24 protein-coding genes are annotated in these 22,197 nt (G+C 71.7%); 11 read left to right on the plus strand and 13 right to left on the minus strand.

Annotated features, from left to right (window positions below; translation table 11 throughout):
- Window positions 1-68: 68 nt before the first annotated feature.
- Window positions 69-569: a hypothetical protein gene (locus tag AB0K35_RS12920; RefSeq protein WP_238672210.1), complete on the minus strand. Its 501-nt coding sequence runs from the start codon at window positions 567-569 to the stop codon at window positions 69-71.
- On the opposite strand from AB0K35_RS12920, the gene AB0K35_RS12925 reads away from it, so the two are divergent.
- Window positions 550-1,137 (plus strand): hypothetical protein, encoded by a 588-nt coding sequence (locus AB0K35_RS12925; RefSeq protein ID WP_238672211.1) that lies wholly within the window; start codon window positions 550-552, stop codon window positions 1,135-1,137. The genes AB0K35_RS12920 and AB0K35_RS12925 overlap by 20 nt on opposite strands.
- A gap of 197 nt (window positions 1,138-1,334) precedes the next feature.
- Window positions 1,335-1,979, plus strand: a complete 645-nt coding sequence (locus AB0K35_RS12930; RefSeq protein WP_238672212.1) for a hypothetical protein — start codon at window positions 1,335-1,337, stop codon at window positions 1,977-1,979.
- 24 nt (window positions 1,980-2,003) lie between these two features.
- Here the strand turns inward: AB0K35_RS12930 and AB0K35_RS12935 are convergent, their stop codons facing one another.
- The 4 genes from AB0K35_RS12935 to AB0K35_RS12950 all read right to left on the minus strand — a co-directional run bounded on the left by AB0K35_RS12935 (window position 2,004) and on the right by AB0K35_RS12950 (window position 5,641).
- The gene (locus tag AB0K35_RS12935) at window positions 2,004-2,522 is read right to left on the minus strand and encodes a 2'-5' RNA ligase family protein (RefSeq protein ID WP_238672213.1); all 519 of its coding nucleotides are present in this window, start codon (window positions 2,520-2,522) and stop codon (window positions 2,004-2,006) included.
- A gap of 60 nt (window positions 2,523-2,582) precedes the next feature.
- Window positions 2,583-3,782 carry a low temperature requirement protein A gene (locus tag AB0K35_RS12940; RefSeq protein ID WP_238672214.1) on the minus strand — a complete coding sequence of 400 codons (1,200 nt, stop codon included), beginning with the start codon at window positions 3,780-3,782 and terminating at the stop codon, window positions 2,583-2,585.
- A gap of 102 nt (window positions 3,783-3,884) precedes the next feature.
- Window positions 3,885-4,490: a response regulator transcription factor gene (locus AB0K35_RS12945; RefSeq protein WP_112673405.1), complete on the minus strand. Its 606-nt coding sequence runs from the start codon at window positions 4,488-4,490 to the stop codon at window positions 3,885-3,887.
- Window positions 4,487-5,641: a histidine kinase gene (locus AB0K35_RS12950; protein ID WP_238672215.1), complete on the minus strand. Its 1,155-nt coding sequence runs from the start codon at window positions 5,639-5,641 to the stop codon at window positions 4,487-4,489. Before AB0K35_RS12950 ends, AB0K35_RS12945 begins: the two co-directional genes overlap by 4 nt.
- 132 nt (window positions 5,642-5,773) lie before the next feature.
- On the opposite strand from AB0K35_RS12950, the gene AB0K35_RS12955 reads away from it, so the two are divergent.
- Window positions 5,774-6,703: a hypothetical protein gene (locus AB0K35_RS12955; protein ID WP_238672216.1), complete on the plus strand. Its 930-nt coding sequence runs from the start codon at window positions 5,774-5,776 to the stop codon at window positions 6,701-6,703.
- Between the two features lie 105 nt (window positions 6,704-6,808).
- Window positions 6,809-8,554 carry a DEAD/DEAH box helicase gene (locus tag AB0K35_RS12960; RefSeq protein ID WP_238672217.1) on the plus strand — a complete coding sequence of 582 codons (1,746 nt, stop codon included), beginning with the start codon at window positions 6,809-6,811 and terminating at the stop codon, window positions 8,552-8,554.
- A gap of 94 nt (window positions 8,555-8,648) precedes the next feature.
- Here the strand turns inward: AB0K35_RS12960 and AB0K35_RS12965 are convergent, their stop codons facing one another.
- The 5 genes from AB0K35_RS12965 to AB0K35_RS12985 all read right to left on the minus strand — a co-directional run bounded on the left by AB0K35_RS12965 (window position 8,649) and on the right by AB0K35_RS12985 (window position 14,624).
- Complete coding sequence (locus AB0K35_RS12965) at window positions 8,649-9,785, minus strand: right-handed parallel beta-helix repeat-containing protein (protein ID WP_238672218.1); 1,137 nt, start codon at window positions 9,783-9,785, stop codon at window positions 8,649-8,651.
- A 151-nt stretch (window positions 9,786-9,936) separates the two neighbouring features.
- Window positions 9,937-10,341 carry a DoxX family protein gene (locus AB0K35_RS12970; protein WP_238672219.1) on the minus strand — a complete coding sequence of 135 codons (405 nt, stop codon included), beginning with the start codon at window positions 10,339-10,341 and terminating at the stop codon, window positions 9,937-9,939.
- A gap of 130 nt (window positions 10,342-10,471) precedes the next feature.
- Complete coding sequence (gene lon / locus AB0K35_RS12975) at window positions 10,472-12,802, minus strand: endopeptidase La (RefSeq protein ID WP_238672220.1); 2,331 nt, start codon at window positions 12,800-12,802, stop codon at window positions 10,472-10,474.
- Between the two features lie 136 nt (window positions 12,803-12,938).
- A complete protein-coding gene (locus AB0K35_RS12980) occupies window positions 12,939-13,808 on the minus strand; it encodes a manganese catalase family protein (protein ID WP_363885324.1) in 870 nt (289 codons plus the stop codon).
- 84 nt (window positions 13,809-13,892) lie between these two features.
- Window positions 13,893-14,624 carry a HAMP domain-containing sensor histidine kinase gene (locus AB0K35_RS12985; protein ID WP_363885326.1) on the minus strand — a complete coding sequence of 244 codons (732 nt, stop codon included), beginning with the start codon at window positions 14,622-14,624 and terminating at the stop codon, window positions 13,893-13,895.
- Window positions 14,625-14,722: 98 nt separating this feature from the next.
- Here AB0K35_RS12985 and AB0K35_RS12990 point away from each other — a divergent pair, with 98 nt between their 5' ends.
- Together AB0K35_RS12990 and AB0K35_RS12995 are read left to right on the plus strand one after the other, a co-directional pair.
- Window positions 14,723-15,331 (plus strand): response regulator transcription factor, encoded by a 609-nt coding sequence (locus AB0K35_RS12990; protein ID WP_238672223.1) that lies wholly within the window; start codon window positions 14,723-14,725, stop codon window positions 15,329-15,331.
- A 144-nt stretch (window positions 15,332-15,475) separates the two neighbouring features.
- Window positions 15,476-15,823: an Lsr2 family protein gene (locus tag AB0K35_RS12995; protein WP_238672224.1), complete on the plus strand. Its 348-nt coding sequence runs from the start codon at window positions 15,476-15,478 to the stop codon at window positions 15,821-15,823.
- 127 nt (window positions 15,824-15,950) lie between these two features.
- Here the strand turns inward: AB0K35_RS12995 and AB0K35_RS13000 are convergent, their stop codons facing one another.
- Window positions 15,951-17,222 carry a hypothetical protein gene (locus AB0K35_RS13000; RefSeq protein ID WP_363885328.1) on the minus strand — a complete coding sequence of 424 codons (1,272 nt, stop codon included), beginning with the start codon at window positions 17,220-17,222 and terminating at the stop codon, window positions 15,951-15,953.
- A 295-nt stretch (window positions 17,223-17,517) separates the two neighbouring features.
- Complete coding sequence (locus AB0K35_RS13005; RefSeq protein WP_238672226.1) at window positions 17,518-18,393, minus strand: hypothetical protein; 876 nt, start codon at window positions 18,391-18,393, stop codon at window positions 17,518-17,520.
- A gap of 164 nt (window positions 18,394-18,557) precedes the next feature.
- Here AB0K35_RS13005 and AB0K35_RS13010 point away from each other — a divergent pair, with 164 nt between their 5' ends.
- From AB0K35_RS13010 to AB0K35_RS13025, 4 genes are read left to right on the plus strand one after another with little or no spacing between them, the layout of a single operon-like run.
- A complete protein-coding gene (locus AB0K35_RS13010) occupies window positions 18,558-18,749 on the plus strand; it encodes a hypothetical protein (RefSeq protein ID WP_146754562.1) in 192 nt (63 codons plus the stop codon).
- A complete protein-coding gene (locus tag AB0K35_RS13015; RefSeq protein ID WP_363885330.1) occupies window positions 18,746-19,126 on the plus strand; it encodes an Asp23/Gls24 family envelope stress response protein in 381 nt (126 codons plus the stop codon). The genes AB0K35_RS13010 and AB0K35_RS13015 overlap by 4 nt, the downstream gene beginning before the upstream one ends.
- Before the next feature lies 1 nt (window position 19,127).
- Window positions 19,128-19,649: a DUF6286 domain-containing protein gene (locus AB0K35_RS13020; RefSeq protein WP_363885332.1), complete on the plus strand. Its 522-nt coding sequence runs from the start codon at window positions 19,128-19,130 to the stop codon at window positions 19,647-19,649.
- On the plus strand, window positions 19,646-20,206 hold the full coding sequence (locus AB0K35_RS13025) for a hypothetical protein (RefSeq protein ID WP_357364184.1): 561 nt from the start codon (window positions 19,646-19,648) through the stop codon (window positions 20,204-20,206). The genes AB0K35_RS13020 and AB0K35_RS13025 overlap by 4 nt, the downstream gene beginning before the upstream one ends.
- 63 nt (window positions 20,207-20,269) lie before the next feature.
- On the opposite strand, the gene AB0K35_RS13030 is transcribed toward AB0K35_RS13025, so the two are convergent.
- Entirely contained in the window at window positions 20,270-21,211 is a 942-nt protein-coding gene (locus AB0K35_RS13030; protein WP_238672230.1) for a TerC/Alx family metal homeostasis membrane protein, read from the minus strand.
- Window positions 21,212-21,493: 282 nt separating this feature from the next.
- On the opposite strand from AB0K35_RS13030, the gene AB0K35_RS13035 reads away from it, so the two are divergent.
- A complete protein-coding gene (locus AB0K35_RS13035; RefSeq protein WP_238672231.1) occupies window positions 21,494-22,051 on the plus strand; it encodes a DoxX family membrane protein in 558 nt (185 codons plus the stop codon).
- The last annotated feature ends 146 nt before the right edge of the window (window positions 22,052-22,197 follow it).

The following is a 22,197-nucleotide window of genomic DNA, read 5'->3' on the forward strand; positions in this document are numbered from 1 at the left end:
CCGGTGAACAGCGACCCGGGGGCCTCCGTCACGTGGACGAAGACCCCCGGGGCTGGTGGGGCCGAGGCTCAGCCCTTCGGCGTCGGAATCAGGTGTGCGGCGAAGCTGACCGCGGACGGGCTCACCTTCGCTGCCGCCATCCCGCCGGGGGCGGCGAACCGCCGGTCCAGCGCGATGGTGGTGTTGTTCCGGTTGCGGTAGACCACCACGAAGCCGGTTCCGCCGGAGTTCTGGATCGGCGCGATGGCGGGATCGGTGGCGGCGGTGGCAGCGGTCGGGTCGCCCGGGTTCTCGTACAGGCGCAGCCACTCACCCCAGGTGCCCGAGCCCTGCTCGGTCTCGTACACCCGGTACATCTCGTTGTCGCTGGCGCGAGCGACGACAACGATCCGACCCAGAGCCGGGTCGAGGATCGCGGCCGGGGACCCGGCAGCGGTGAACGTACCCACCGTCTGCCAGGTGCTCGGCCAGGCCCCGCCCAGTTCCTGCTTCTTCATGACCAGCGAACCGTCGGCGGCACGGGCCACGACGGCGGTGCGGTAGCCCTGGTTGAGGAAGGCGGCCGGCACCCTGCAGGCCGCCACGTACAAGGGTGGTGCGCTCACCTCGGCCTGGGCGGGCCTGGGTGACGCGGGCTTCGTGGACACGCCGAGCGTGGTGACACTGCCCGGCCGCCGCCTGATGGTGTTCGCCCGGCACACCGACGGAGTGGTGAAGAGCCAGTTGCAGAGCATTGACGGCACCTGGCCCGGCACCTGGAACGCGGTGGGCGACATCGGTGTCACGCCGGTCGGCTCCCCGACCGCGGTCCTGAGCCCCAACACCGGCCGTGTCTCGGTGTTCACCCGGACGACCGACGACACCATCCAGCACAGCCGACAGACCGCCGCAGGCTCCACCGCCTGGGGCAACTGGGCCACGGCGACGGTGCCGGACGAGACCTATCCGACCGATCCGACGGCATTCGTCTTCCAGAACTCCAATGGCTTCCGACTCGGTTTCGTGAGCCGGACCGCCAACGGCTCGGTTCGGCTCTACGACACTGATGAGTCGGCTGCCTCGCTCGCCACCCGGGCCGCCCCGGCCGCGGGCATCTCGTTCACCAGGCAGGAGATTCCGCAGCCGCGCGACAACTGACCAGGATCGGGCCGGCGGCCGTCGGGGCGACACGCCCCGGCGGTCGCCTCAGCTTGCCCGCTGCCCCTACTCTGAAGGGGCCGCGACGCCACTTCGGCAAGTCGGGGCCTTAGCGCCCGCACCGCCGGGCGGATAGAAGTAACCGGATGATCTGGACGAAGTTCAGAAGCGACCGCACCCCTCGCCGACTCCGCGCCGTGTCCGACCTGCAGTTTCCTGCCAGCGGACGTCACCATCTACGAAATCGGTATCCCCATCTCAGCGACGACGACATCGTTCTCGTCGAGACCGCGACCCGGCAGTGGTTCCGGATCATCGCCCGCCAGCCCAACGCGAAACTGTCCATGCCCTCGGTGGTCGTGGACGACCTGTGGCAGGAGCTGACCCTCCATGCGCGGGACTACGCCACCTTCTGTGACGCCGCGTTCGGGCGCGCTACGCACCACCGACCGACGTCCGCGGCGAGCGGCGACACGACCGCCGCCGATCGCGGGCCTCTCCTGCTCGCGACGCTGGGCCACGGCCGGCGGGACGAGGGGTGCGGCCCGACCGGCCTTCCGCTGCTGTTCCGGGTGGACCAGGAACTGGACATCCAGGACGGCAACCGCTACCTGGCCGACTGCGGAGGCCGTGGCGAATGCTTCCCGGTTTCCGGCCGGGTCTGCCTGCAACACCTCGCCGGGCCAGGTAAGCGGCCCAAACCCCGCGGCATCAGTGGCGACCTGCCCTTCCTCGACGGCCGCCACGGCTACGCCGGCGGTGCGGGTGGCAGCGGTGGTGGCGGCGAGTTCAGCGGCGGGAACGATGGCGGAGGCGGCGACGGCGGTGGGGGCAGCAACTGAGGTTTTGGACGACTTGCGACGATCTCAGCCGAGGCCGGTCAGCGGAGTCACCGTCCGGTCCGTGCCGTCGTAGCTGCGCGCGGCGGCGAAGTCACCCGTCGGTCGCTGTCCACCGGCGACGGCACGAGCCACCCGCAGGTCGGCGTTGCGGAACCGCAGGGCCAGGCTCAGGTGCGGCACCCACACCTCGGGCGCATGCCACGGGCGGTGTCCGTCGGCCTCGGCGAGAACGTCCCAGACGGCGGCGTGCAGCGCGGTCAGCGCCGGAGTGGGTCGGACGAGCCAGACCAGTGGGGCGCTGCCGTCGAGGACGACGACCCGGTCGAGCGTCACCGGCACCGGCAGCGCGGCGTCGAACAGCTCGGCGAGGCGGTGCTCGATCCCCGGCGGGAACTCGTCGACGGCGGCGAGGGTGAGGTGCGGCCGGTTGGTCGGGTGGGTGTTGCGGGCCAGGCTGGGCAACCCGGCGGCGGCCAGCCGGCCCCAGACCGCCCGGACCGCGACCTCCAGGCCGGGCGAGCAGACCAGTTCAACGGTACGCACGCGCCCACGCTAGCCGGACGGTCCACGCCGCCCTCACGGATCGGAACCGAGCCACACCCTTCAGGCCGGGTGGCGGCGGTGAGCGCCCTCGGCCGACGCCGGGTTGACCTCACCCGCGATCCGGGCGCGGTGGGTCAGGTCGAAGATGGCGACGACGGTGATGGTGGCCGCGCCCAGCAGGCCCACCGCCAGCGGCGGGAGTCGCGCCGCGACCGGGCTCAGGATCAGGCACGCCACCACGGCCGCGAGGCAGTGCCTCGTCAGGCGGCCGAACACCCAGATCTCGAAGATGATCCGCCCGATGAGGAAGGTCAGCGGCCCGACCAGGATCGCCACGACGTTGCCGGCCGACCGCTGCGCGTCGGGCTCCTTCAGCATCAGCTCGCCTCCGATGCCGGTGAGCAGGATGCCCGCCACCATCACCAGGTGGGTGTAGCTCGCCCGCAGGTTGAGCCGGTACGGGTCCACCGCGGTGTCGATCTTCACGGCGAGGCTGCTCGTGGTGCGATAGAAGTAGGTCCACCAGAGGAAGACCACGGTCCAGAAGGTGAGCAGAAATGCTGTGGTGTCCGCCAGGTCCCGCGTCGACAGCCGGTAGAAGTTGCCGGTGGCCAGGATCGTCTCGCCGAGGGCCAGGATGATGAACTGCCGGTACCGCTCGTTGAGGTGTTCGCCCGAGAGGTGCCACTCGTTGGCCCGCGCCCGGCCGAGCCACGGCAGCGGCCATCCCAGGACCGGCCCCGAGTAGTCGATCGCCAGCGCGCATGCCCACAGCAGGACTCGGGCTTCGCCGCCGCTGGCCGCCGCCCCGGCGAACCAGACCGTCGCGGACAGCAGATACCAGACGATTCCTCGTACCGGCCGACGCCAGGCCGGGGTGCCGCGCAGGTAGAGGGCCATGACCAGGGTCCGGCCGAGGTGGATCCCGAGGTACGCGCTCACGAAGACGAAGCCCTGGTCACCGAAGGCGTCCGGAACGTTGATGGACATCAGCAGGCTGCCGAGCATCACGCAGATGATCAGAATCTGCACTGTGGGTCGTTCGCAGTCGAGGCTGTCGGTGGCCAGGTTGGTGTTGTACCAGATCCACCAGAAGGCCAGCAGGAAGATCACGGCCTGCGCGTCGGCGAGCAGACTGGGCTCCTCGACCAGGGTCGCCGACAAGCGGCCGAGGGTGAAGATGAAAACGAGGTCGAAGAACAGCTCGACGGCACTGGAGCGCACCGGGTCGACCGGACCCGCCGCGGCTTTCCTGGGCATTTGTCCATCTTCGCAGCCGGCTGGGAGACGAGGACTCCACTGCCCCTTATTGATCAGCTTCCGTCCACCCACGCTGCGGTCGTCCGCGAGGCGCGCCGACGGTCAGAGCCAGCCGTTGTCCCGGGCGGTGCGGACGGCCTCGGCCCGGTCGGCGGCGCCGAGCTTCTGCACGGCGGCGGAGAGGTGGTTGCGCACGGTTCCGGTGGACAGGTGTACCCGACGGGCGATCACCGCGACCGGGGCACCCACCTCCACCAGCCGTAGCGTCTCCAGTTCCCGAGGGGTCAGCGGGCACGGGGGCAGGGTCAACGCGTCGGCGGCCAGCGACGGGTCGACGTAGCGCCCTCCGGCGTGCACCCGCCGGATCACGTCGGCGAGCGCCCCACCCGGCGAGCCCTTGGGCAGGAACCCTCGGGCGCCGGCGGTCAGCGCCTGGCGCAGGTGCCCGGGGCGACCGTGGCCGGTCAGCACGACCACAGCGCAGTCGGGTCGGACCCGGGTCAGCTCGGCGGCTACCGCGATGCCGTCCAGGCCGGGCATCTCCAGGTCGACCACTGCCACGTCCGGGCGGTGCGCCAGCGCCGCGGTGACGGCCGTCTTCCCGTCGGCGGCGTGTGCCACCACCTCGATGTCCGGTTCCAGGGCGAGCAGCGCGGCGACGGCTACCCGGATCAGGTCCTCGTCGTCGGCGAGCAGGACGCGGATCACGACGGCGCCGGCACTGTGGCTTCGAGGGTGAAGATCGCGTCCTCCCGGCGTACCCGCAACTCGCCCCCGGCAGCGGCGAGCCGGTCGGCCAGCCCGCGCAGGCCGTGACTGTGCGCGTCCGGGCCACTGTCGTCGGCGCCGTCGTTGGCCACCGTCATCCTGGCCACGTCATCCTCCCGATCGATGCGGATCCGGCACCAGTCGGCCCGGCTGTGCCGCAGCACGTTGGTGCTCGCCTCGCGCAGCACCGCCGCCAGCTCGATGGCGGCCGGCTGCGGCAGGTCCGCCGGCAGTGGCAGAACCGTGCACCGCACCCCGCAGGAGCGCAGCACCCCCACCACCGCCGTGAGCTGTTCGTCGAGGTCGACGGCCCGGTAGCCGTGCACGGTCTCCCGTACATCGCTCAGCGCGGAGGCGGCCAACCGTTGCACCTCGGCGGCTTCCCGTCCGGCCCGTTCCGGGTCGACCGGGGCGAGCCGGGCGGCGAGTTCGGCCTTCAACGCGATCACCGTGAGGGTGTGCCCCAGGACGTCGTGCACGTCGCGGGCGAAGCGCAGCCGCTCCTCGGCGGCGGCCAGCCGGGCCTGGGCGGCCTGACCCTGCCGGGCCTCCACGAGCAGGTCCCAGAACCAGACCTGGAACCCGTTGACGGCGGCCACTGCCGCGCCGATCCCACCGGTCACGGCGAGGTGGCGCGGAACGGAACCACCGGTCCACCAGGCCACCGCGACCGCCACCGCCAGGACGCCGACAGCCACCGCCAGCGCGGCCCGCCACCGCACCAGAAGCGGCGTCATGCCGATCAGCGCCGCACCGAGCCAGGCCCAGGTCGGCCACCTGCCGGCCGCCACCGGACCCACCAGCGGAACTGTCAGCACCGCCACCCCGACCAGGCTCAGCTCGGCCCGACGCCGCCAGCGCGGGTCGAGCCATGGCGTCACGGCCGCGTACAGCACGACGGTCTGGGCGATCACGAAGGCGAGGATGCCGAGCGCGCCGAGTGTCACCCGGCCCGGGTCGGGCTCGCGGGTCAGGCCGACCGCCGGTAGTAGAACGCTCGCCCAGACGCCGGTGGCCAGCGACACCAGCGTCGCCCGCCGGGCGCGGCGCAACCGGCGGTCCGCCCGGGGAGTCACCGCGTCGCTCGCCACGCACCGATCCTAGGACCGCCCGGCGCAGGGTCCACCCGTGCGAACTGTCACGGTCGGGCCGTGCGGTCCGCACGGTTTTCCCGTGACGAACGGGTCTGCCGGCCACACCGGGGGCACCGGCAGGGTCGAGGCATGGAAAACACCCGGATGTACGCGGACAGCCTCACCGCCGTACCGTCGCCCGCGCCAGTGCCCACCGACGAGCCGGCCCCCTCGGCCCCGACACCGACCAGCCCGACACCGACCGCCGCGGCACCGGTCAGCAGCAGGCGGCGGCTGCTGTGGCATCTGGGCGAGATGGCCCTGGCGATGGTCGCCGGGATGCTGCTGCTCGGGCCGTTGTGGGAGCTGACCGGCACCGCTCTGGGCGTCGGCGACGCGCTGGCCCGGCCGGAGGTCGCCGCACTGGTGATGGCCACGAACATGACCGTCGGGATGACGGTGGCGATGCGCTACCGGGCGCACCGCTGGCACGCGGTCGGTGAGATGGCCGCCGCGATGTACGTTCCGTTCCTGCTGTTGATCGTGCCGTTTCGGGCCGGGCTGATCGACGCCGACGCGCTGCTGCTCGGCGGTCACCTGCTGATGATCCCCGCGATGGTCCTGGTGGCTCTCCGGCACCGACACGAGACGTCGTCGTCGGTACGCCGACACCGGGTCGTGGTGGCGCTCGCCCACCGCTGGCCGGCCGGGTTGGCGCTGCTGCTGACCGTGGACATGTGGGTCGACCCGGGGGTGCTCAGCCCGTGGACGATGCTGGTGCTGCCCGGCGGCTACCTGGTGATCGGCATGGCCCGTCGGACGCTGGGCGGGCGGGGCGTGCTCGCCACCCAACTCGCCGGTCTGGCCATCTGGGTCGCAGTGACGCTGGTCGCGGTGCTGGCCGGTGGGCGGACCGCCGACTGGCTGGTGGCGTTCGGGTGGTTGGCGCACGCCGGCTGGGACGTGGTGCACCACCGCAACCGTCGGGTGGTGCCGCGCGGCTACGCCGAGTTCTGCGTGGTGCTCGACGTGGCCCTCGCCGCGGTGATGGTGCTGGCCATCCTGACCACCGACGCCTGATCGAGGCCGCCGTCGGGGCCGCGGAACAGCCGCAGCACGGGCTCGGGGACAGCTCTTGTGGCGGTCGGCGCAGCGGCTCGGACGGCGTAATGAAAGGCTTGGCACATGAGTTCCGCACCTGCACAGCACGACGCACCGATTGACGCACCGATTGACGCCGCCCCCGACGGCACCGACGAGGTGAGCGCCTTCACCGAGCTCGGGCTCCGCGCCGAGCTGCTGGGCGCGCTCGCCGCCCTCGGGTACGAGGAGCCGACCCCCATCCAGCGGGAGGCTATCCCACCGCTGCTGGAGGGTCGAGACCTGCTGGGTCAGGCGGCCACCGGCACCGGCAAGACGGCTGCGTTCGCGCTGCCGCTGCTGAACCTCATGGCGGCACACCGCCAGGGCGGCGACCCGGTGGCGCTGGTGCTGGTGCCGACCCGGGAGCTGGCGGTGCAGGTCTCCGAGGCGTTCCACCGCTACGGCAAGGACCTGGGCGCGCGGGTGCTGCCGATCTACGGTGGGCAGCCGATCGGGCGGCAGCTGCGGGCGCTGGACAGCGGTGTCGACGTGGTGGTGGCCACCCCCGGGCGGGCCCTCGACCACATCGCCCGGGGCACGCTGCGCCTGGGCGGGCTCGCCACGGTGGTGCTCGACGAGGCCGACGAGATGCTCGACATGGGCTTCGCCGAGGACATCGAGGCGATCCTGGAGCACGCTCCGACGCAGCGTCAGACGGTGCTCTTCTCGGCCACCATGCCCTCGCGCATCGACGGGATGGCCCGCCAGCACCTGCGCGAACCGGTCCGGATCGAGATCGGCCGGGAGCAGCAGGTCGCGGGTGAGGCGCCCCGGGTGCGGCAGAGCGCGTACATCGTGACCCGGGCGCACAAGCCGGCCGCGTTGGGTCGTGTGCTGGACGTGGAGTCCCCGACCGCGGCGATCGTGTTCTGCCGCAGCCGGGAAGAGGTCGACCGACTGACCGAGACGATGAACGGTCGCGGCTACCGCTCCGAGGCGTTGCACGGTGGCATGAGCCAGGAGCAGCGCGACCGGGTCATGGGCCGGCTGCGGGCCGGCACCGCCGACCTGCTGGTGGCGACCGACGTGGCGGCCCGTGGGCTGGACGTCGAGCAGCTCACCCACGTGGTCAACTACGACGTGCCGTCCGCCCCCGAGTCGTACGTGCACCGGATCGGCCGGGTGGGTCGGGCTGGCCGCGAGGGCGTGGCGATCACCCTCGCCGAGCCGCGTGAGCACCGGATGCTCAAGACCATCGAGCGGGTGACCGGCCAGCGGATCACCATCGACAAGATTCCCACAGTGGCCGACATGCGGACCCGGCGGCTGGAGCTGACCCAGGCGGCCCTGCGGGAGAGCCTGCTGGAGGACGATCTCGACCCGTTCCGGGTGATCGTGGAGACGCTGACCGACGAGTTCGACCTGATGGAGGTCGCCCTCGCCGCGGTGAAGCTGGCCCACGAGGTGACGTCGCCGGGCTCCGACGACGAGGAGGAGATCCCGCAGGTTCCGGTCCGTGGGCCGCGCGAGGGTCGACCGGAGGCCGGCGGCCGGGGCGGCGACCGGCGGGGCGGGGGCCGGCCGCGCTCCGGCGGCGGCAACACCGTCCAGGTCTTCGTCGGCCTGGGTCGACGCGCCGGGGTGCGCCCGCAGGATCTGGTCGGCGCGATCACCGGGGAGACCGGGATCCGTGGTCGGGACATCGGTTCGATCGAGATCGCCGACCGGTTCTCACTGGTGGAGGTGCCGCAGGGGGTGGCCGACGAGGTCATCTCCGGGTTGCGCTCCAGCACGATCAAGGGCCGCAAGGCCACTGTGCGCCGCGACCGCGGCGGCGACGAGCGCTGAACACGCCGTCGGCGACCGCCGGAGTACGACGGTCGCCGACGACATGGCCCGGCGAGGCGGCGGGAGAAACGTGAGCCCTCGCCGCCCGCCGGTGTCAGCCGATGTTCGCGTTGAGCACGTTGTTGGCCCCGGCCAGCGACGCGCCACCGGAGCGGTGGTCGTACGCCCGCATCACGTTGTTGCTGACGATCCAGTTGTTGCTGGTGCCGACCGTCATGATCGGTCGGTCCTGGCGGCGGGGCGTCGCGTCGTCGTAGAACTGGTTGCCGATCACCTGGCACATGTCGGCGTCACGGCCGAGGATCCCGTTCGCGCCGTTGTCGTGGATGTCGAGCCCCATGATCCGGGTACGTCCGGATGAGGAGACCTCGATGCCGTTGGTGGCGTTGCGCCACAGCCGGCCGCCGATGAACTGGGTCCCCCAGACCTGCCGCAGGTCGGCGCCACTTCCGGTGCCACTCGTGCCGTTCGACTCCAGGTAGACGTTCTGGAAGATGTTCCGATGGGCGGGTTCCCGCAGCTCCACGCCGTTGCCCCGGCAACCCCAGACATGAAGGTTGTCGAAGAAGCAGGCGCTGTCGAGCAGCCGTATCCCGGTCTGGCACTCACCGACCCAGACGTTGAGGAACTCGTTGTCGTACGCGACCTTGTTCACCAGGATGCCGACGCCGAGGCAGTCCTCGATGTTGATATCAGTGATCTTGTTGGCGTGGGCGCTGGTCTCCGCGTCAGTGCCGAGGAACTCGATGGCGTGGCTGCCCGAGTTGCCGAAGTGCAGGTGGTGGAAGGTCGACCGGGGGCCACGGATGGTCAACAGCACGTTGGAGGTCCGCATGCCGTAGAAGTGCACGTTGGAGATCTGGTTGTACTTACCGCTCGACACCAGACGACCGGTGTAGCCCGGGGCCGGCTGGATGATCGCCGCGCCGATGTTCTCGCCGGTCCAGGTCACACTCGTCGGGAAGCGGATCTCCGATCCGAGACCGAGTGCGCCAACCGGTTGGAAGATCTCCCCGCCACCGGCCGGCAGCAGGTTCAGCGCGGTGGTGACCTTGTCCGACTCGTCACTGCCGTCGAGCCGGCAGCCGATCCGGGGGTCCCGGAGGCTGAGCGGGGCCTCCCGCACTGTCGTGACGGGCGGCGATCCCGCCTGTTCGGCTCCGGCGAGGGTGGCCACCGTCGTCGCCACCGCAGCGCCCGCCCCGCCGGCGAAGAGTACTCGCCGTCCCATCCGTCGGCCCGGTGGATCTGACCGTTGTGGCGCTGCCGGCGGTACCGCACCAGGTGCGCTCACGATCGGTTCCATACCTCTCCCCCGTTGAGTGCCACCTCGGCCGGCGGGCAGACTCTACTGTGCATTGTCGCGTGCTGGCCGACCCGGATCAGAGGGCGTACGGGCCGAAACGACCCCAGGCCACCACTGCGGCGAGGACGAGCAGTACAGCGCAGGTGACCGCGCCCTGGATCTCGGTGCGACGTCCCTCCTGGGTGGTCTGCTGCTGACGAGCGCGTAGGTGCACCAGGAGGCCGCCGATCATGACGATGACCAGCCCGACGGCGGCGAGCGGGGTGAGCACCGTGGCGATGCCGGTGGCAGCGGGCAGCACGAGCCCGGCGGCGGCCAGCAACTCGACAGCGCCGAGCGCCTTGACCTGTGACGGCGGCACCGGGTCCACCCACCGCATCACGTCGCGCAACTTCTCCTTGGGCTGGCCCAGCTTGGCCAGTCCGACGCCGGCGAAGACGGCGGCGAGCAGGATCTGAATGATCCAGAGCACCACGTTCACGGGGTTCCTCCAGGGGGCCGCCTGGCGGCGGAGAGGTGGTTGACGGTGCAGACGAGACAGTAGACCTTCCCCCGCGTACCGAAAGGGCCCCCGCCGTCGGAAGACGGCGGGGGCCCGGATGGTCGGAGCGTCAGACCGCGAAGAGCGCCGGACCGTCAAGCGTCTTCACGTCGGCCGGGCGCAGCGCCAGGGCGAGCACGTCGGCCACGTCGGCCAGGGTGTGCACTGTCAGCGCTTCGCGCACCTCGGTCGGCAGGTCGTCCAGGTCGGGCTCGTTGCGCGCCGGGATGATCACCTCGGTGAGGCCGGCCCGGTGCGCGGCGAGCAGCTTCTGCTTCACCCCGCCGATCGGCAGCACCCGACCGGAGAGTGTCACCTCACCGGTCATCCCGAACTCGGGGCGGACCGGGCGACCGGTGACCAGCGACGCCAGGGCCGTGACCATGGTGATGCCGGCGCTCGGACCGTCCTTGGGCACCGCGCCCGCCGGGAAGTGGACGTGGATCCGGCGTCCCGCGAGAGCGTTCGGGTCGATGCCGAACCGCCGCCCGTTGGAGCGCAGGTAGGAGAGCGCGATCTGCGCCGACTCCTTCATCACGTCACCGAGTTGGCCGGTCAGGGTCAGCCCTGGCTCACCCTCCATGCTGGTCGCCTCGATGAAGAGCACGTCCCCACCGGCGCCGGTGACGGCCAGGCCGGTGGCCACGCCGGGCACCGCGGTGCGCTCGGCCGATTCCGGTGTGAACTTCGGCCGCCCCAGGTAACCGGTGAGGTTGTCGGTGCCCACGCGGGCCGGCGTCGGGTCCGTCGCCAGCGTCACCGCCACCTTGCGCAGGATCTTGGCGAGGGCCCGCTCAAGCTGCCGGACGCCGGCCTCCCGGGTGTACTCCCCCGCGATCAGCGCGAGAGCCTCGTCGGCGACGCTGACCTCGTCGACTGTCAGCCCGGCCCGCTCCCGCTGCCGGGGCAGCAGGTGGTCGCGGGCGATGGCGACTTTCTCGTCCTCGGTGTACCCGTCCAGGGTGACCAGCTCCATCCGGTCCAGCAGGGGGCCGGGGATGGACTCCACCACGTTGGCGGTGGCCAGGAAGAGCACGTCGGACAGGTCGAGGTCGACCTCCAGGTAGTGATCCCGGAAGGTGTGGTTCTGCGCCGGGTCGAGCACCTCCAGCAGGGCGGCGGCCGGGTCACCGGCGTAGCCGGCGGCCAGCTTGTCCACCTCGTCGAGAAGCACTACCGGGTTCATCGAACCGGCCTCGCGCAGCGCGCGGACGATCCGACCGGGCAGCGCCCCCACGTAGGTGCGCCGGTGCCCGCGGATCTCCGCCTCGTCGCGGACACCGCCGAGCGAGACCCGGACGAAGTTGCGCCCGAGCGCCCGCGCCACGGACTCGCCGAGGCTGGTTTTACCCACCCCGGGAGGACCGGCGAGGGCGAGCACCGCACCGGAGCCGCGACCGCCGACCACACCGAGATTGCGCTCGGCACGCCGGTTACGCACCGCCAGGTATTCCAGGATGCGGTCCTTCACGTCGGACAGGCCGGCGTGGTCGGCGTCGAGCACCGCCCGGGCCGCGGCCAGGTCGGTGTTGTCCTCGGTACGCGTGCCCCACGGCATCTCGAGCACGGTGTCCAGCCAGGTTCGGATCCAGCCCGCCTCCGGGGAGGCGTCGCTGGCCCGCTCCAGCTTGCCGACCTCGCGCATGGCCGCCTCGCGTACCTTCTCCGGCAGCTCGGCGGACTCGACGCGGGACCGGTAGTCGGCGGAGCCGTCCGGCTCGTCCTCGCCCAGCTCCTTGCGGATCGCGGCGAGCTGCTGGCGCAGCAGGAACTCGCGCTGGGACTTCTCCAGCCCTTCGCGGACGTCACTGTTGATCTGCTCGGTGACCTCCTGCTCGGCCAGGTAGTCCTTGACCCAGCCGACAAGCAGTTCCAGCCGGGCGGTGACGTCCGGCGCGGCGAGCAGCTCGGTCTTCTGCTCCAGCGTCAGCCAGGGCGCGTAACCGGCCGAGTCGGCCAGCTCGGAGAGGTCGGTCATCCGCTCCACCGCGTCGATGACCTGCCAGGCGCCCCGCTGCTGGAGCACGGAGGTCACCAGGGCGCGGTACTCGCGGGCGAGTTCCCGGGCCCGACCGGCGTGGGCGGGTTCGTCGAGTTCGGTCGCCTCGACCCAGAGGGCAGCGCCGGGGCCGGGCACGCCGGAGCCGATCCGGGCCCGGGACAGGCCACGGATCACGGCGGCGGGCTCACCCTCGGGCAGCCTGCCGACCTTCTCGATGGTGGCGACCACGCCCACCGGGCCGTACTCGCCGTCGATGCGCGGCACGGCCAGCAGCTTGCGGTCGCCGGTCGCGCGCGCCGCGTCGATCGCGGCCTGGGTGGTGGGGTCGAGGGTCACCGGGATGACCATGCCGGGCAGCAGTACGGCGTCGGTCAGGGGAAGTACCGGAAGAGTTGCCATCGAACACCTCGCGTTGAGTTGAGCGTGTCTCACTCAAGTAACAAAGCGTTCCCCTTGTTCCGATCTGTGACCCAGACCACTCTTCCACCCGGTCCGTCGGGTCGCCCGGGACCGGCGGACGACCCGACGAGGCACCTCAGGTGAGCTTGCTCTTCACCGTGTTCTTCACCGAGCCGACCACCCCCGGGTTGGTGCCGTACAGACGAGGGTCACCCGGAGCCAGCACCGGTTCCGGCGCGTTCGCCCGCGGGTTGTCGTCGTACCGGAACTCGCCCTTGCCGTCCGGCGAGGGCCCGGACGCCCAGCGCCCCTGGGCGGCGTCGGTGCCCGAGGAGAAACCCAGGTAGGTGTAGCCGTACTCCTCGGTGAACTCGCCCGAGTCCGGGAAGGCCTCCGGCACCGGCATCTCCTCCAGCCCGTCCTCCTTGAGCTGCTCGATCGCCGCCAGCCACATGTTCTGGTGCATCGTGTCGCGGGCCAACAGGAAACGCAGCATCTGCTTGACGCCCGGGTCGTCCGTCATGTGGAACAACCGGGCGACCTGGAGCCGACCCTGCGCCTCGGCGGTGACGTTGAGCTGGAAATCGGCCAACAGATTGCCGCTGGCGGTGATGAACGCGCCGTTCCAGGGCACCCCGTTGGAGTCGGCGGGCAGGGCCCCGCCACCGCCGTGGATGAAGTGCGCCGGGTTCTCACCGGCGTAGGTCGCGGCACCTCCGGGGTCCTCCGCGATCCCCTCGGTCAGCGACAGCGGCGCGTTGTCCAACAGCCGGGTGATCATCGTGACGATCATCTCGACGTGGCCCATTTCCTCCGTGCCGACGTCGAGCAGCAGGTCCTTGTACTTGCCGGGCAGCCGGCAGTTCCAACCCTGGAAGAGATACTGGTTGGCGACCGTCATCTCGCCCCACTTGCCGCCCAGCACCTCCTGCAACCGGCGGGCGAACGCCGCGTCCGGGCCGTCCGGCTTGGCTTCGAACTGCAGATCCTTGACGTGGCTGAACATCCAACCTCCTCGGTACCGGAAAACAGGTAGCGAGGCCGTTCCCGCCCCGATGACCCGAGCGGGCCAACCGGTGTCCCGCCCGGGTCAGGGCACCGGGCGTCCCATCGGCAGCAGCACCTCCAGCGCCACTCCACGCGGCCGTAGCCGGTGCGCCCGCAACGCTCCCCCGTCCGTCGCGATGAGCTGCCGCGCGATCCACAGGCCCAGACCTGACATCCCGACGGCGGGCGCCGGACGTCGCAGCGCGACCAGCAACGCGTCGTCGACCCGACCCTCGTCGGTGACCAGGATGCTCAGGCTGGGGCCGCGCACTGTGGCGTAGAGCCCGACCTGCCCGTCCGGCGGCCCGTGCCGCAACGCGTTCTGCACCAGGTTGACCAGCACCTGTCGGGTACGTCCGGCCGGCACCGGGCAGGAGGCCGCCCGCCGGGTGGCCCGCGCCCGCCGACGGCCCACCGGCACCAGCGCGGCGGCCTCCCGCAGGATGCCCGACAGCGCGACGGCCGGCTCCGGCTGCGAAGTCGGCGTCAGCACTCCGGTGCCGGCGGTCGCGTCACGCAGCAGGCTCTGCAGGTGGGCGGCCTGGTCGCGGGCCAGCTCACTGAGCGCCCGCCGGTCGTCCCCGGTCAGCTCACGACGCTCGTCGGCCAGCGCGCGGGTCAGCGACGTCAGGGTGCTGATCGGCGTCCGGAACTCGTGGCACAACACCCGCAGCAGCAACTCCGGATCGGCCGCCGCCGGTGGCCGCTCACCCGGTGTCGGCCCATCGGGGCGCAACCCTCGCAGCAGGTCGCGCAAACCGTGCCGTGCGCGCATGCACCCGACTCCTCTCGTTCGGTGCGAACCCGCATGATCGGTACCCGCTGGGGAACGGCGCAGACATGCCGGGAGCCTCCACCTTGCGACTCGTCGTCGTGGACGATCACCCCCTTTTCGTCCGCGGCCTGGAGTTGCTGCTCCCGATCACCACAAACGGCCGCGTCGCTGTGGTCGCCTCGACCGGCGATGCCGCCGCGGCAGCGGCCCTGGTCAGCAACTGCCGCCCCGACCTGGCCCTGGTCGACCTGCACATGCCGCCGCCCGGCGGCATCCGGGCGGTGGCCGCCATCCGGCGGACCACCCCACGGGTACGGGTGGTCGCGATGTCCGGCTCCACCGACCCCGGGCCGGCGGTGGAGGCGCTACGGGCCGGCGCCGAGGGGTTCCTGCCCAAGACCAGCGAAGCGGAGGAACTACTGCCCCCACTGCTGGCGATCCTCGACGGCTGGGCGGTGCTGCCGGCCGAACTGCTGCGCGCCATGCTGCGGCCCACGCGCCCCGCGCCCGTCGACCTGGACGGCGAGGAACGGAGGCTGCTGCGGGCGATCGCCGCCGGCCGCAGCACCGTCGACATCGCCGAAGAACTGCACGTCTCCGAACGGACGGTGAAACGGATGACCGCCGCGTTGCTACGCAAGTTGCGGGTCTCGAACCGGGCCGAGGCGGCTGCCGTCGCCGGCCACAGCGGCATCCTCGGGGAATGAAGCTCCGGCACCGAACCGATTCACGGTTTTGCTCGGTAACGGAATCGCGACGCGCCGAATGAATGGAAGGCATATTGTTGCGGATTACCGGGGTGGTAGGTCAGACTTTGGACACATCCCGCCGCACACAGGGAGTAATCGGCAATGGCGAGAAAAGTAATCACGGTTCTGACCGACGACCTCGACGGTGGGAAGGCCGACCGGACGGTCGAGTTCAGCCTCGACGGCGTGGCCTACACGATCGATGTCTCCGACGAGAATGCCGGCGTCCTGCGCAAGGCGCTCGATCCGTACATCAATGCGGGTCGGCGGATCGGGCGCGGCCCGGTGGAGAGCGCCCGTTCAGTCCGACGGCCGGGACGACCCACCGGTGCGGGAATGGATCGGGAGCAGAACCGGGCCATCCGGGAATGGGCCGTCAAGAACGGCTACAAGATTTCCGAGCGCGGCCGCATCCCGGTTGAGGTCGTCGAGGCGTACAAGAGCCGCTGACGCGACTCGACGGGGCCCCGCCGGAAACGGCGGGGCCCCGTCGTTTTGTCAGGGCTCCCGAAGCGATGCGGCGGCCGGCCACCCCGGGTTGTCGCCCCGGGTGGCCGGCCGCCGTTGGTACGTCAGGTCAGTTGACGTCGATGCGCACCGAGTCGAAGGCGGGGGTCTGGTTGGCCCGCTCCATCATCGGCAGGCGGTGCGAGCCGTCACCGGCCCAGACCGAGCACTGGGCGGTGCCGGACTCCGGCAGGCCCGGAATCTGGATCGTCACCTCGTCGGGCTGGGCGCCGCCGCGGCCGTCCTCCGTCGCGACGAAGAACGCGGGCACCTCCTGCGGCTCCGGCGGAGCGGTCAGGCTGTCCAGCATCCGGCAGGCGGTGTGGAAGTGACCGCGGACCAGGCCCTGGTCGTTGAGGAGCGAGCTCTCCACGTAGTAACCACCCTGACCGGCGGCCAGGAAGCGGTCCCGGACCAGGTTGCGGGTGCTGACCCGCAGGGTGAAGGGCTGGTTCTGGCCGACCTGCTCGGGGAACTGGGTGATCAGCAGCGACGGGTTGTTGGCCGCCGCGCCGACCTCACCGAACTCGGTGCTCACGCACCGGTTGCCGTTCTGGAAACCGTCGTGCGGCTGGAGCCGGCTCTCCTCGCAGTCGTTGGCGAGCACGCCGAGCCCGGCGCCGGGCGCGGTGCCGCCACCGTTGTTGCCGCCACCGTTGTTACCGCCGCCGTTGTTGCCGCCACCGGGGGTGGTGGTCGGCGTGCTGCCGCCGCCGTTGTTGCCGCCCGTGCCGCCGGTGGGCTGCACCTGGCACTCGGCGAGCTGCGCGAGGCCCTGCGGCCGGGGTCCGACCCGGTCGATGGCGGTCGTGATCCGGTCCAGCACGGCGCGGCGCTTGCCGGCCAAGGGCTGGAGGATCGCGCTGCGGATGAACGCCTCACCCTTGTTGCCCTCGGCGGCGAGCCGGCGGTCCGCCTCGGCGATCTGGGTCTGCAACTGGGCGAGGTTGCGGTCCACCTCGGCGCGCGCCCGGTTCGGCACCTGCGGCAGTTTGGCCGTCACGTCCGGACAGGCGATCGCCGTGCCGGTGCCCACCGTGCCGTCCTTGCCGTCCTCGCACTCGGGGACCGACTGCTGTCCGTCACCCCAGTGATTACGCACCCACCGACCGTTCTGCCAGGTCCGGCTGGTCGAGCCACCGGTCGGCGCGGTCGCGCCGGGGCTCGGCTCCACGCACTGCCCGGAAGCCGGACGTGGCTTATTTGTCCGCCGGTCCTGGGCCGACGAAATCTGAGTCACGGCGACAACTCCGCCGAAGACCGCGAGCGTGCCGACAACTGCCAGCAGACGCTTGCTCCGCGCGTTGCCGGAAGGCCGGCGCGCCCGAGTGGACCTGCGCATCGAATTGCTCTCCTTCTCGATCCGGTAGTGGATTTCTGCCCTCGGCGGACCGACGGATGTGAGGTGGCACGCCGCGGTGGCGACCCACCGTGACCTACCCGGTAATGCGTCGATGGCCGACGATGCCCTTTCCGCACCGTCTCCCGCGCCCGGTGGACGCGGATGGGGAGATCCTGTTCATTCGCGCAGGAGTACGGGGCTGCGGCCGGGAAGGTTCAACAGACGCACAGGAAATTGCCGCGACCCGACACGGAGCCGGTGCGGAGCAGGGATCAGCAGGTGAGACGGACGCTGGTCAGTCGGCGCAGAGGTGGTCGAAGGCGAACCCGCCGACCAGTTCGTGGCGGCGCTGGCTCAGCGCGGCGATCTGCGCGGTCCACTCGGCACGCGACAGCAGGTCGACGCCGACGTTCTCCCGCAGTCGTTCCCCCACGGCGACGGCGGCGAGATCCTCGGCCAGCCGGGCCGCGTCGATGCCGCAGGAGAAACGGTGTTCGGTCACCGAGACCTGCTCGATGAGGCACGCGTCGGGGCGTACCTGCACCCAACTCCACCCCTGTGCCGGCCCGTCCACCCAGCGCACGTGCAGTCCCCGCACGATCGGGTCGGCAACCTGCCCGGCCACGTACGCCTCGACCGCAGCCGCGCGGGTCAGCGCGCCGAGGTCGTTGACCGGGCCGGTACGCCCGTCCGGCAGCCGGCCCAGGATGTCCCGGAAGCCCACCGGCTGCGGTTCGGTCCCGGCGGCGGTGGCCCCGCCCGCGGCGTAGGCGCGCGCGTCGATCACGTACTCGACAAGGCGCCGGCCATGCTCGGCGGCGCTCAACGTGGGCGACCCGATCCGCAGAACCGGTAGGCCGACGGCCGCGCTCACGGCGTCCGTGAGTCGCTGCACGCGCTGCTCCGCCGAGCCGGGAGGCGGCACCGGGCCGATCTGCACGGCGACGACCGGACGGCCGGTGTCGGCGGTGTAGACAACAAAATCGAAGCTGGCGCGGCTCGCCGAGGTCCACTGGCTGCCGGTCACGCCGGATGGGCGGCCCTGGACCAGATCAGTGAGCCGGCGCGCCGCCAGGACCCTGTGACCAGCGCGGCTGAGCAGCGCGTCGAGCCCCGCCTCGGCGGGCATCGCCCGCAGCCCACCGCGGTCGTCGCTCCCGATGCTCGTCATCTGCCTGATCCATCCGCCGGTCGGTCGAGCCGGGCCGAGTCTAGGTGGTCGATCATGGGCCACCGAGTTCTGATGTGACGGGGATCACAGTAGCGCCGACGTTCCAGGGATGGCCCCCGGGTGTATCCAGCCACCGCCGGTACCGGACCGGCCCGGAGGTGACCATGTCGCGACAGCAGTTCGGCTTCCTCGCCGGGTTCCTCGCCGTGGCGGTCTGGGCGCTCGCCGGCGTCGGCGTGGCCGCCCTCGCCGTGCTCGCCGGCCTGCTCGGCTGGCTGGTCGTCCGGGTGCTCGACGGCGACCTCGCGGTGACCGGTCTCGGCGACCGCCGCGCCGACGCTCGGCGGCGCCGATGACCACCCGCCCGTCCGCGGGGACCAACCCCCGCACCGGGCTGGCCCCCGCGACCACCGGTCCGGAGCGCCGCCCGGGTGACACCGCGGAGGTCGCGCGGATCGCGGTGCAGGCGGCCAGCCTCGTGCCGGGCGTGTCCGTCGTCCGCCCGGCGGCGGTCCGCCTGGATGACCGGTCCGTCGGACTCGACCTGCACCTGATCACCTGGTACGGGCACAGCGTGCCGACGATCGCCGAGGCCGTCCGGGCGGTGGTCACCGACCGGGTGGCCGCCCAGACCGGCCTCAGCGTGGCGGTGGTGACAGTCACAGTGGACGACCTGCTCGTCCCCGGCGTCGACTCCTCCGGTGTCCGCACCGCCAGACCGGAGGACGGCTGAGATGCGCACCGTCAACCGGGTCGCCTCGTTGCTGCTGGCCACCGCTCTGCTCCTCGGTGGCGCGGCGGCGGCCGTCCAGGCGTTGCTGCTCACAGTGCGCCGACCGACACCGCTCGACACGAGCGGCTGGCTCGACGCGCTGAGCGACACCCGGTGGCGCGACCCGACCGTCCGGGCGGCGGCCGCCGGGGCTCTCCTCCTGGGCCTGGCCATTCTCGTAGCCCAGCTGCGCCGCTGGACGCCGGTCCGCCTGCGTGCCGACGAGCGCGACGGCTGGTACCTGCACCGGCGCTGTGTGGAACGGCGGCTCGCTGACGCCGCCAGCGCGGTGCCGGGCGTCCGCCGCGCCCGGGTCCGGGTCCGACGGCGGGGCGGCCAGTGGCGCCCCCGGGTCCGCGCGTCTGGCGACCCGGCGGCCCGAGCGGAGGTCGAGTTCGCGGTGCACCAGGAGTTGCGCCACCTCACCGCACCCCGCCCCGCCCGGATCGACGTCCGGCTGCTGCCTCGGCGACGGCCGGCGTGACCAACGCCGGGCACCGACTGCTGTGGACGATCATCGCGCTGCTGCTTGTCGCGGGCGGCGCGGCGGCGCTGACGGCCAGCCTCGGCACGTTGCCAGGTGCTGACCCGGCGGCGGTGCTGCTCAGCGCCGAACTGGTCGACGAGTGGCGGACGGCCGCGCCGTGGAGCACCCTGGCCGCGGCCGTCGCCGGGGCGCTGTTCGCGCTGGCCGGGCAACGCCTGCTGGCCCGGGAACTGCGGGGCCCGGACGGCACGCTGCGCGGCACCCTCAGCCACCCCGGCCGCCGGCCGGGCCGGACCCGGCTGGCCACCGACGTTCTCGCCGACGCACTGGAACGCGACCTGACCGGCAACCCCGGGGTACGCCGGGCCCGGGTGGTGCTCACCGGCGCGCCACCGCACCCCGACGTGTGGATCCGCGTGGACCTCACCGCCGATGCGCCGACCGCCGGCGTACGCGAGCACGTTCGCGCCGCGGTCCGCCGATTCGCGGCCACTACCGACTGCCAGCCCGCGCACCTCGACGTGACCGCCCGCATCGAGCCCGGTCATCCCTGAGCTGACCCCGACCCGCGGGGCATGATCGGTGTCGGCGGCCCGGCGGCCCAGCGGCTCGGCGGTTCAGCCAGCGGGTCGTCGGCGGGCGGCCAGGGTGCTGGCGCCGATGGAAACCGCAAGGGTCAGCAGCACCACGGCCAGGGTCAACCAGACCGGCAGCTTGCCCACCGGCGTCTCGGCGAGAATCAGCTTCAGCCCGGCGAAGGCCAGGAGCAGCGCCAACCCGTACCGCAGGTAGCCGAAGTGCCGCAGCAGGCCGGCGAGGCAGAAGTAGAGGCTGCGCAGCCCCAGGACGGCGAACGCGGTAGCCGTCCAGACCAGGAAGGTGTTTGTGGTGATGGCAAGGATCGCCGCCACCGAGTCGATGGCGAAGACCACGTCGGTGGCCTCGATGGCGACGAGCGCGACCAGCAGCAACGTCGCCACCCGTCGGCCGGCCACCCGGGCGGTGAACCGGTCGCCGTGATAGCGGGCATCGGTGGGCACCAGCCGCCGGAACAGCCGGACCACCACATTCCGTTCCGGGTCGACGTCCGGCTTCCCGCGTACGGCCAGCCGCCAGCCGGTCCAGATCAGGAACCCGCCCAGCGCGAACCCGGCCCAGGCGAGCCGGTCCAGCAACTCGGCACCGGCGAAGATGAACAGCAGCCGGAAGACGAGCGCCCCCACGACACCCCAGAACAGCACCTTGTGCTGGTAGCCCGACGGCACCTGGAAGTAGCCGAAGAGCAGCGCGAAGACGAACACGTTGTCCACCGAGAGCGCCTTCTCCAGCAGGTAGCCGGAGAAGTACGCGATGGCCGGGTCACCGCCGAGGCCCCACCAGACGACCAGGCCGAACAGCAGACCCGCGCCGATCCAGACGGCGCTCCACAGCAGTGCCTCGCGGAGCTCGATCACGTGGTTGTCCCGGTGCAGGAGCACATCCACTGCGAGCAGCACCGCGATCACCGCGCCGACCGCCGCCCAGGCCCACAGCGGGACCGCGACCGTCGCCTCAGCCACCGACGCCCTCCGCATCGACCACCGCGCACCGCCCGTCCACCCAGGCCGGCCGGCCCTTTGCGAGCCTAGGTGAACGCCCGACCCGGCATCGGACGGTCGAACGAAGTCGGGTCGGTGCCCCACGACGACGATCTGAGCGCTACTCGACGAGCACAGCGCCTGCGATCCGGGGGGGGGTCAAACGTCCCGGGCCGTTGCGGTCTGTCGGCCCTGCCGCCGAGAACGCCGTGGGCGTCCACTGGAGATGCCACCGGGAAGCGCGGTGCGAAGCTGAGAAGGGACGTGGAGACCATGATCGCGACGATCGAGCGGGTCACCGCCAAGAACACCGCTGCTAAGGCCGGCACCGCTCACGAGCGGGCCGTCCGGTACATCCTGGCCGGCACCCGGCTGGCACTCGGCTGGATCTTCCTCTGGGCCTTCATCGACAAGATGTTCGGCTTCGGGATGGCCACCGAGTCGAAGAACGCCTGGATCAACGGCGGTAGCCCCACCAAGGGATTCCTGACCTTCGGCGTGACCGGCCCGTTCAAGGATCTCTACGCCGGGATCGCCGGTGCCGCCTGGGCGGACTGGCTCTTCATGGTCGGCCTGGCCGGCATCGGTGTCGCGCTGCTGCTCGGCATCGGCATGCGGGTCGCCGCCGTGGCCGGTGGGCTGCTGCTGGTCATGATGTGGACCGCCGTCCTGCCTCCGGAGAACAACCCCTTCATGGACGACCACCTGATCTACGCGGCGGTGCTGGCGGTCCTGGCGCTGGTCAACGCTGGCGACACCTGGGGCCTGGGCCGGGTGTGGGCGGGGCTGCCGATCGTCCGGCGGATGCCCTGGCTGCGGTGAACACCGCACACCCCCTCCGCGGGCGTCACCAGCACCGGTGACGCCCGCCAGGGCGTCGCCCCACCACCCGGGCCGGCAGCGCCACCGGGACCGCCGATGTGCGACCGGCGGGGACGGGCCTGAGCAGGTTGCGGGTCCGCCGCACA

This window comes from Micromonospora sp. NPDC053740, from assembly GCF_040677775.1.
Lineage (GTDB): Bacteria > Actinomycetota > Actinomycetes > Mycobacteriales > Micromonosporaceae > Micromonospora > Micromonospora alfalfae.

Bases quoted from the DNA above. Each gene is read 5' to 3' on its own strand.
- AB0K35_RS12965 (WP_238672218.1), bottom strand. From the start codon at position 9,785: ATGGGACGGCGAGTACTCTTCGCCGGCGGGGCGGGCGCTGCGGTGGCG.
- AB0K35_RS13000 (WP_363885328.1), bottom strand. From the start codon at position 17,222: ATGCGCAGGTCCACTCGGGCGCGCCGGCCTTCCGGCAACGCGCGGAGC.
- AB0K35_RS12980 (WP_363885324.1), bottom strand. From the start codon at position 13,808: ATGTTCAGCCACGTCAAGGATCTGCAGTTCGAAGCCAAGCCGGACGGC.
- lon (WP_238672220.1), bottom strand. From the start codon at position 12,802: ATGGCAACTCTTCCGGTACTTCCCCTGACCGACGCCGTACTGCTGCCC.
- AB0K35_RS13010 (WP_146754562.1), top strand. From the start codon at position 18,558: ATGTCGCGACAGCAGTTCGGCTTCCTCGCCGGGTTCCTCGCCGTGGCG.
- AB0K35_RS13015 (WP_363885330.1), top strand. From the start codon at position 18,746: ATGACCACCCGCCCGTCCGCGGGGACCAACCCCCGCACCGGGCTGGCC.
- AB0K35_RS12940 (WP_238672214.1), bottom strand. From the start codon at position 3,782: ATGCCCAGGAAAGCCGCGGCGGGTCCGGTCGACCCGGTGCGCTCCAGT.
- AB0K35_RS13005 (WP_238672226.1), bottom strand. From the start codon at position 18,393: ATGACGAGCATCGGGAGCGACGACCGCGGTGGGCTGCGGGCGATGCCC.
- AB0K35_RS13020 (WP_363885332.1), top strand. From the start codon at position 19,128: ATGCGCACCGTCAACCGGGTCGCCTCGTTGCTGCTGGCCACCGCTCTG.
- AB0K35_RS12985 (WP_363885326.1), bottom strand. From the start codon at position 14,624: ATGCGCGCACGGCACGGTTTGCGCGACCTGCTGCGAGGGTTGCGCCCC.
- AB0K35_RS12955 (WP_238672216.1), top strand. From the start codon at position 5,774: ATGGAAAACACCCGGATGTACGCGGACAGCCTCACCGCCGTACCGTCG.
- AB0K35_RS12960 (WP_238672217.1), top strand. From the start codon at position 6,809: ATGAGTTCCGCACCTGCACAGCACGACGCACCGATTGACGCACCGATT.
- AB0K35_RS12995 (WP_238672224.1), top strand. From the start codon at position 15,476: ATGGCGAGAAAAGTAATCACGGTTCTGACCGACGACCTCGACGGTGGG.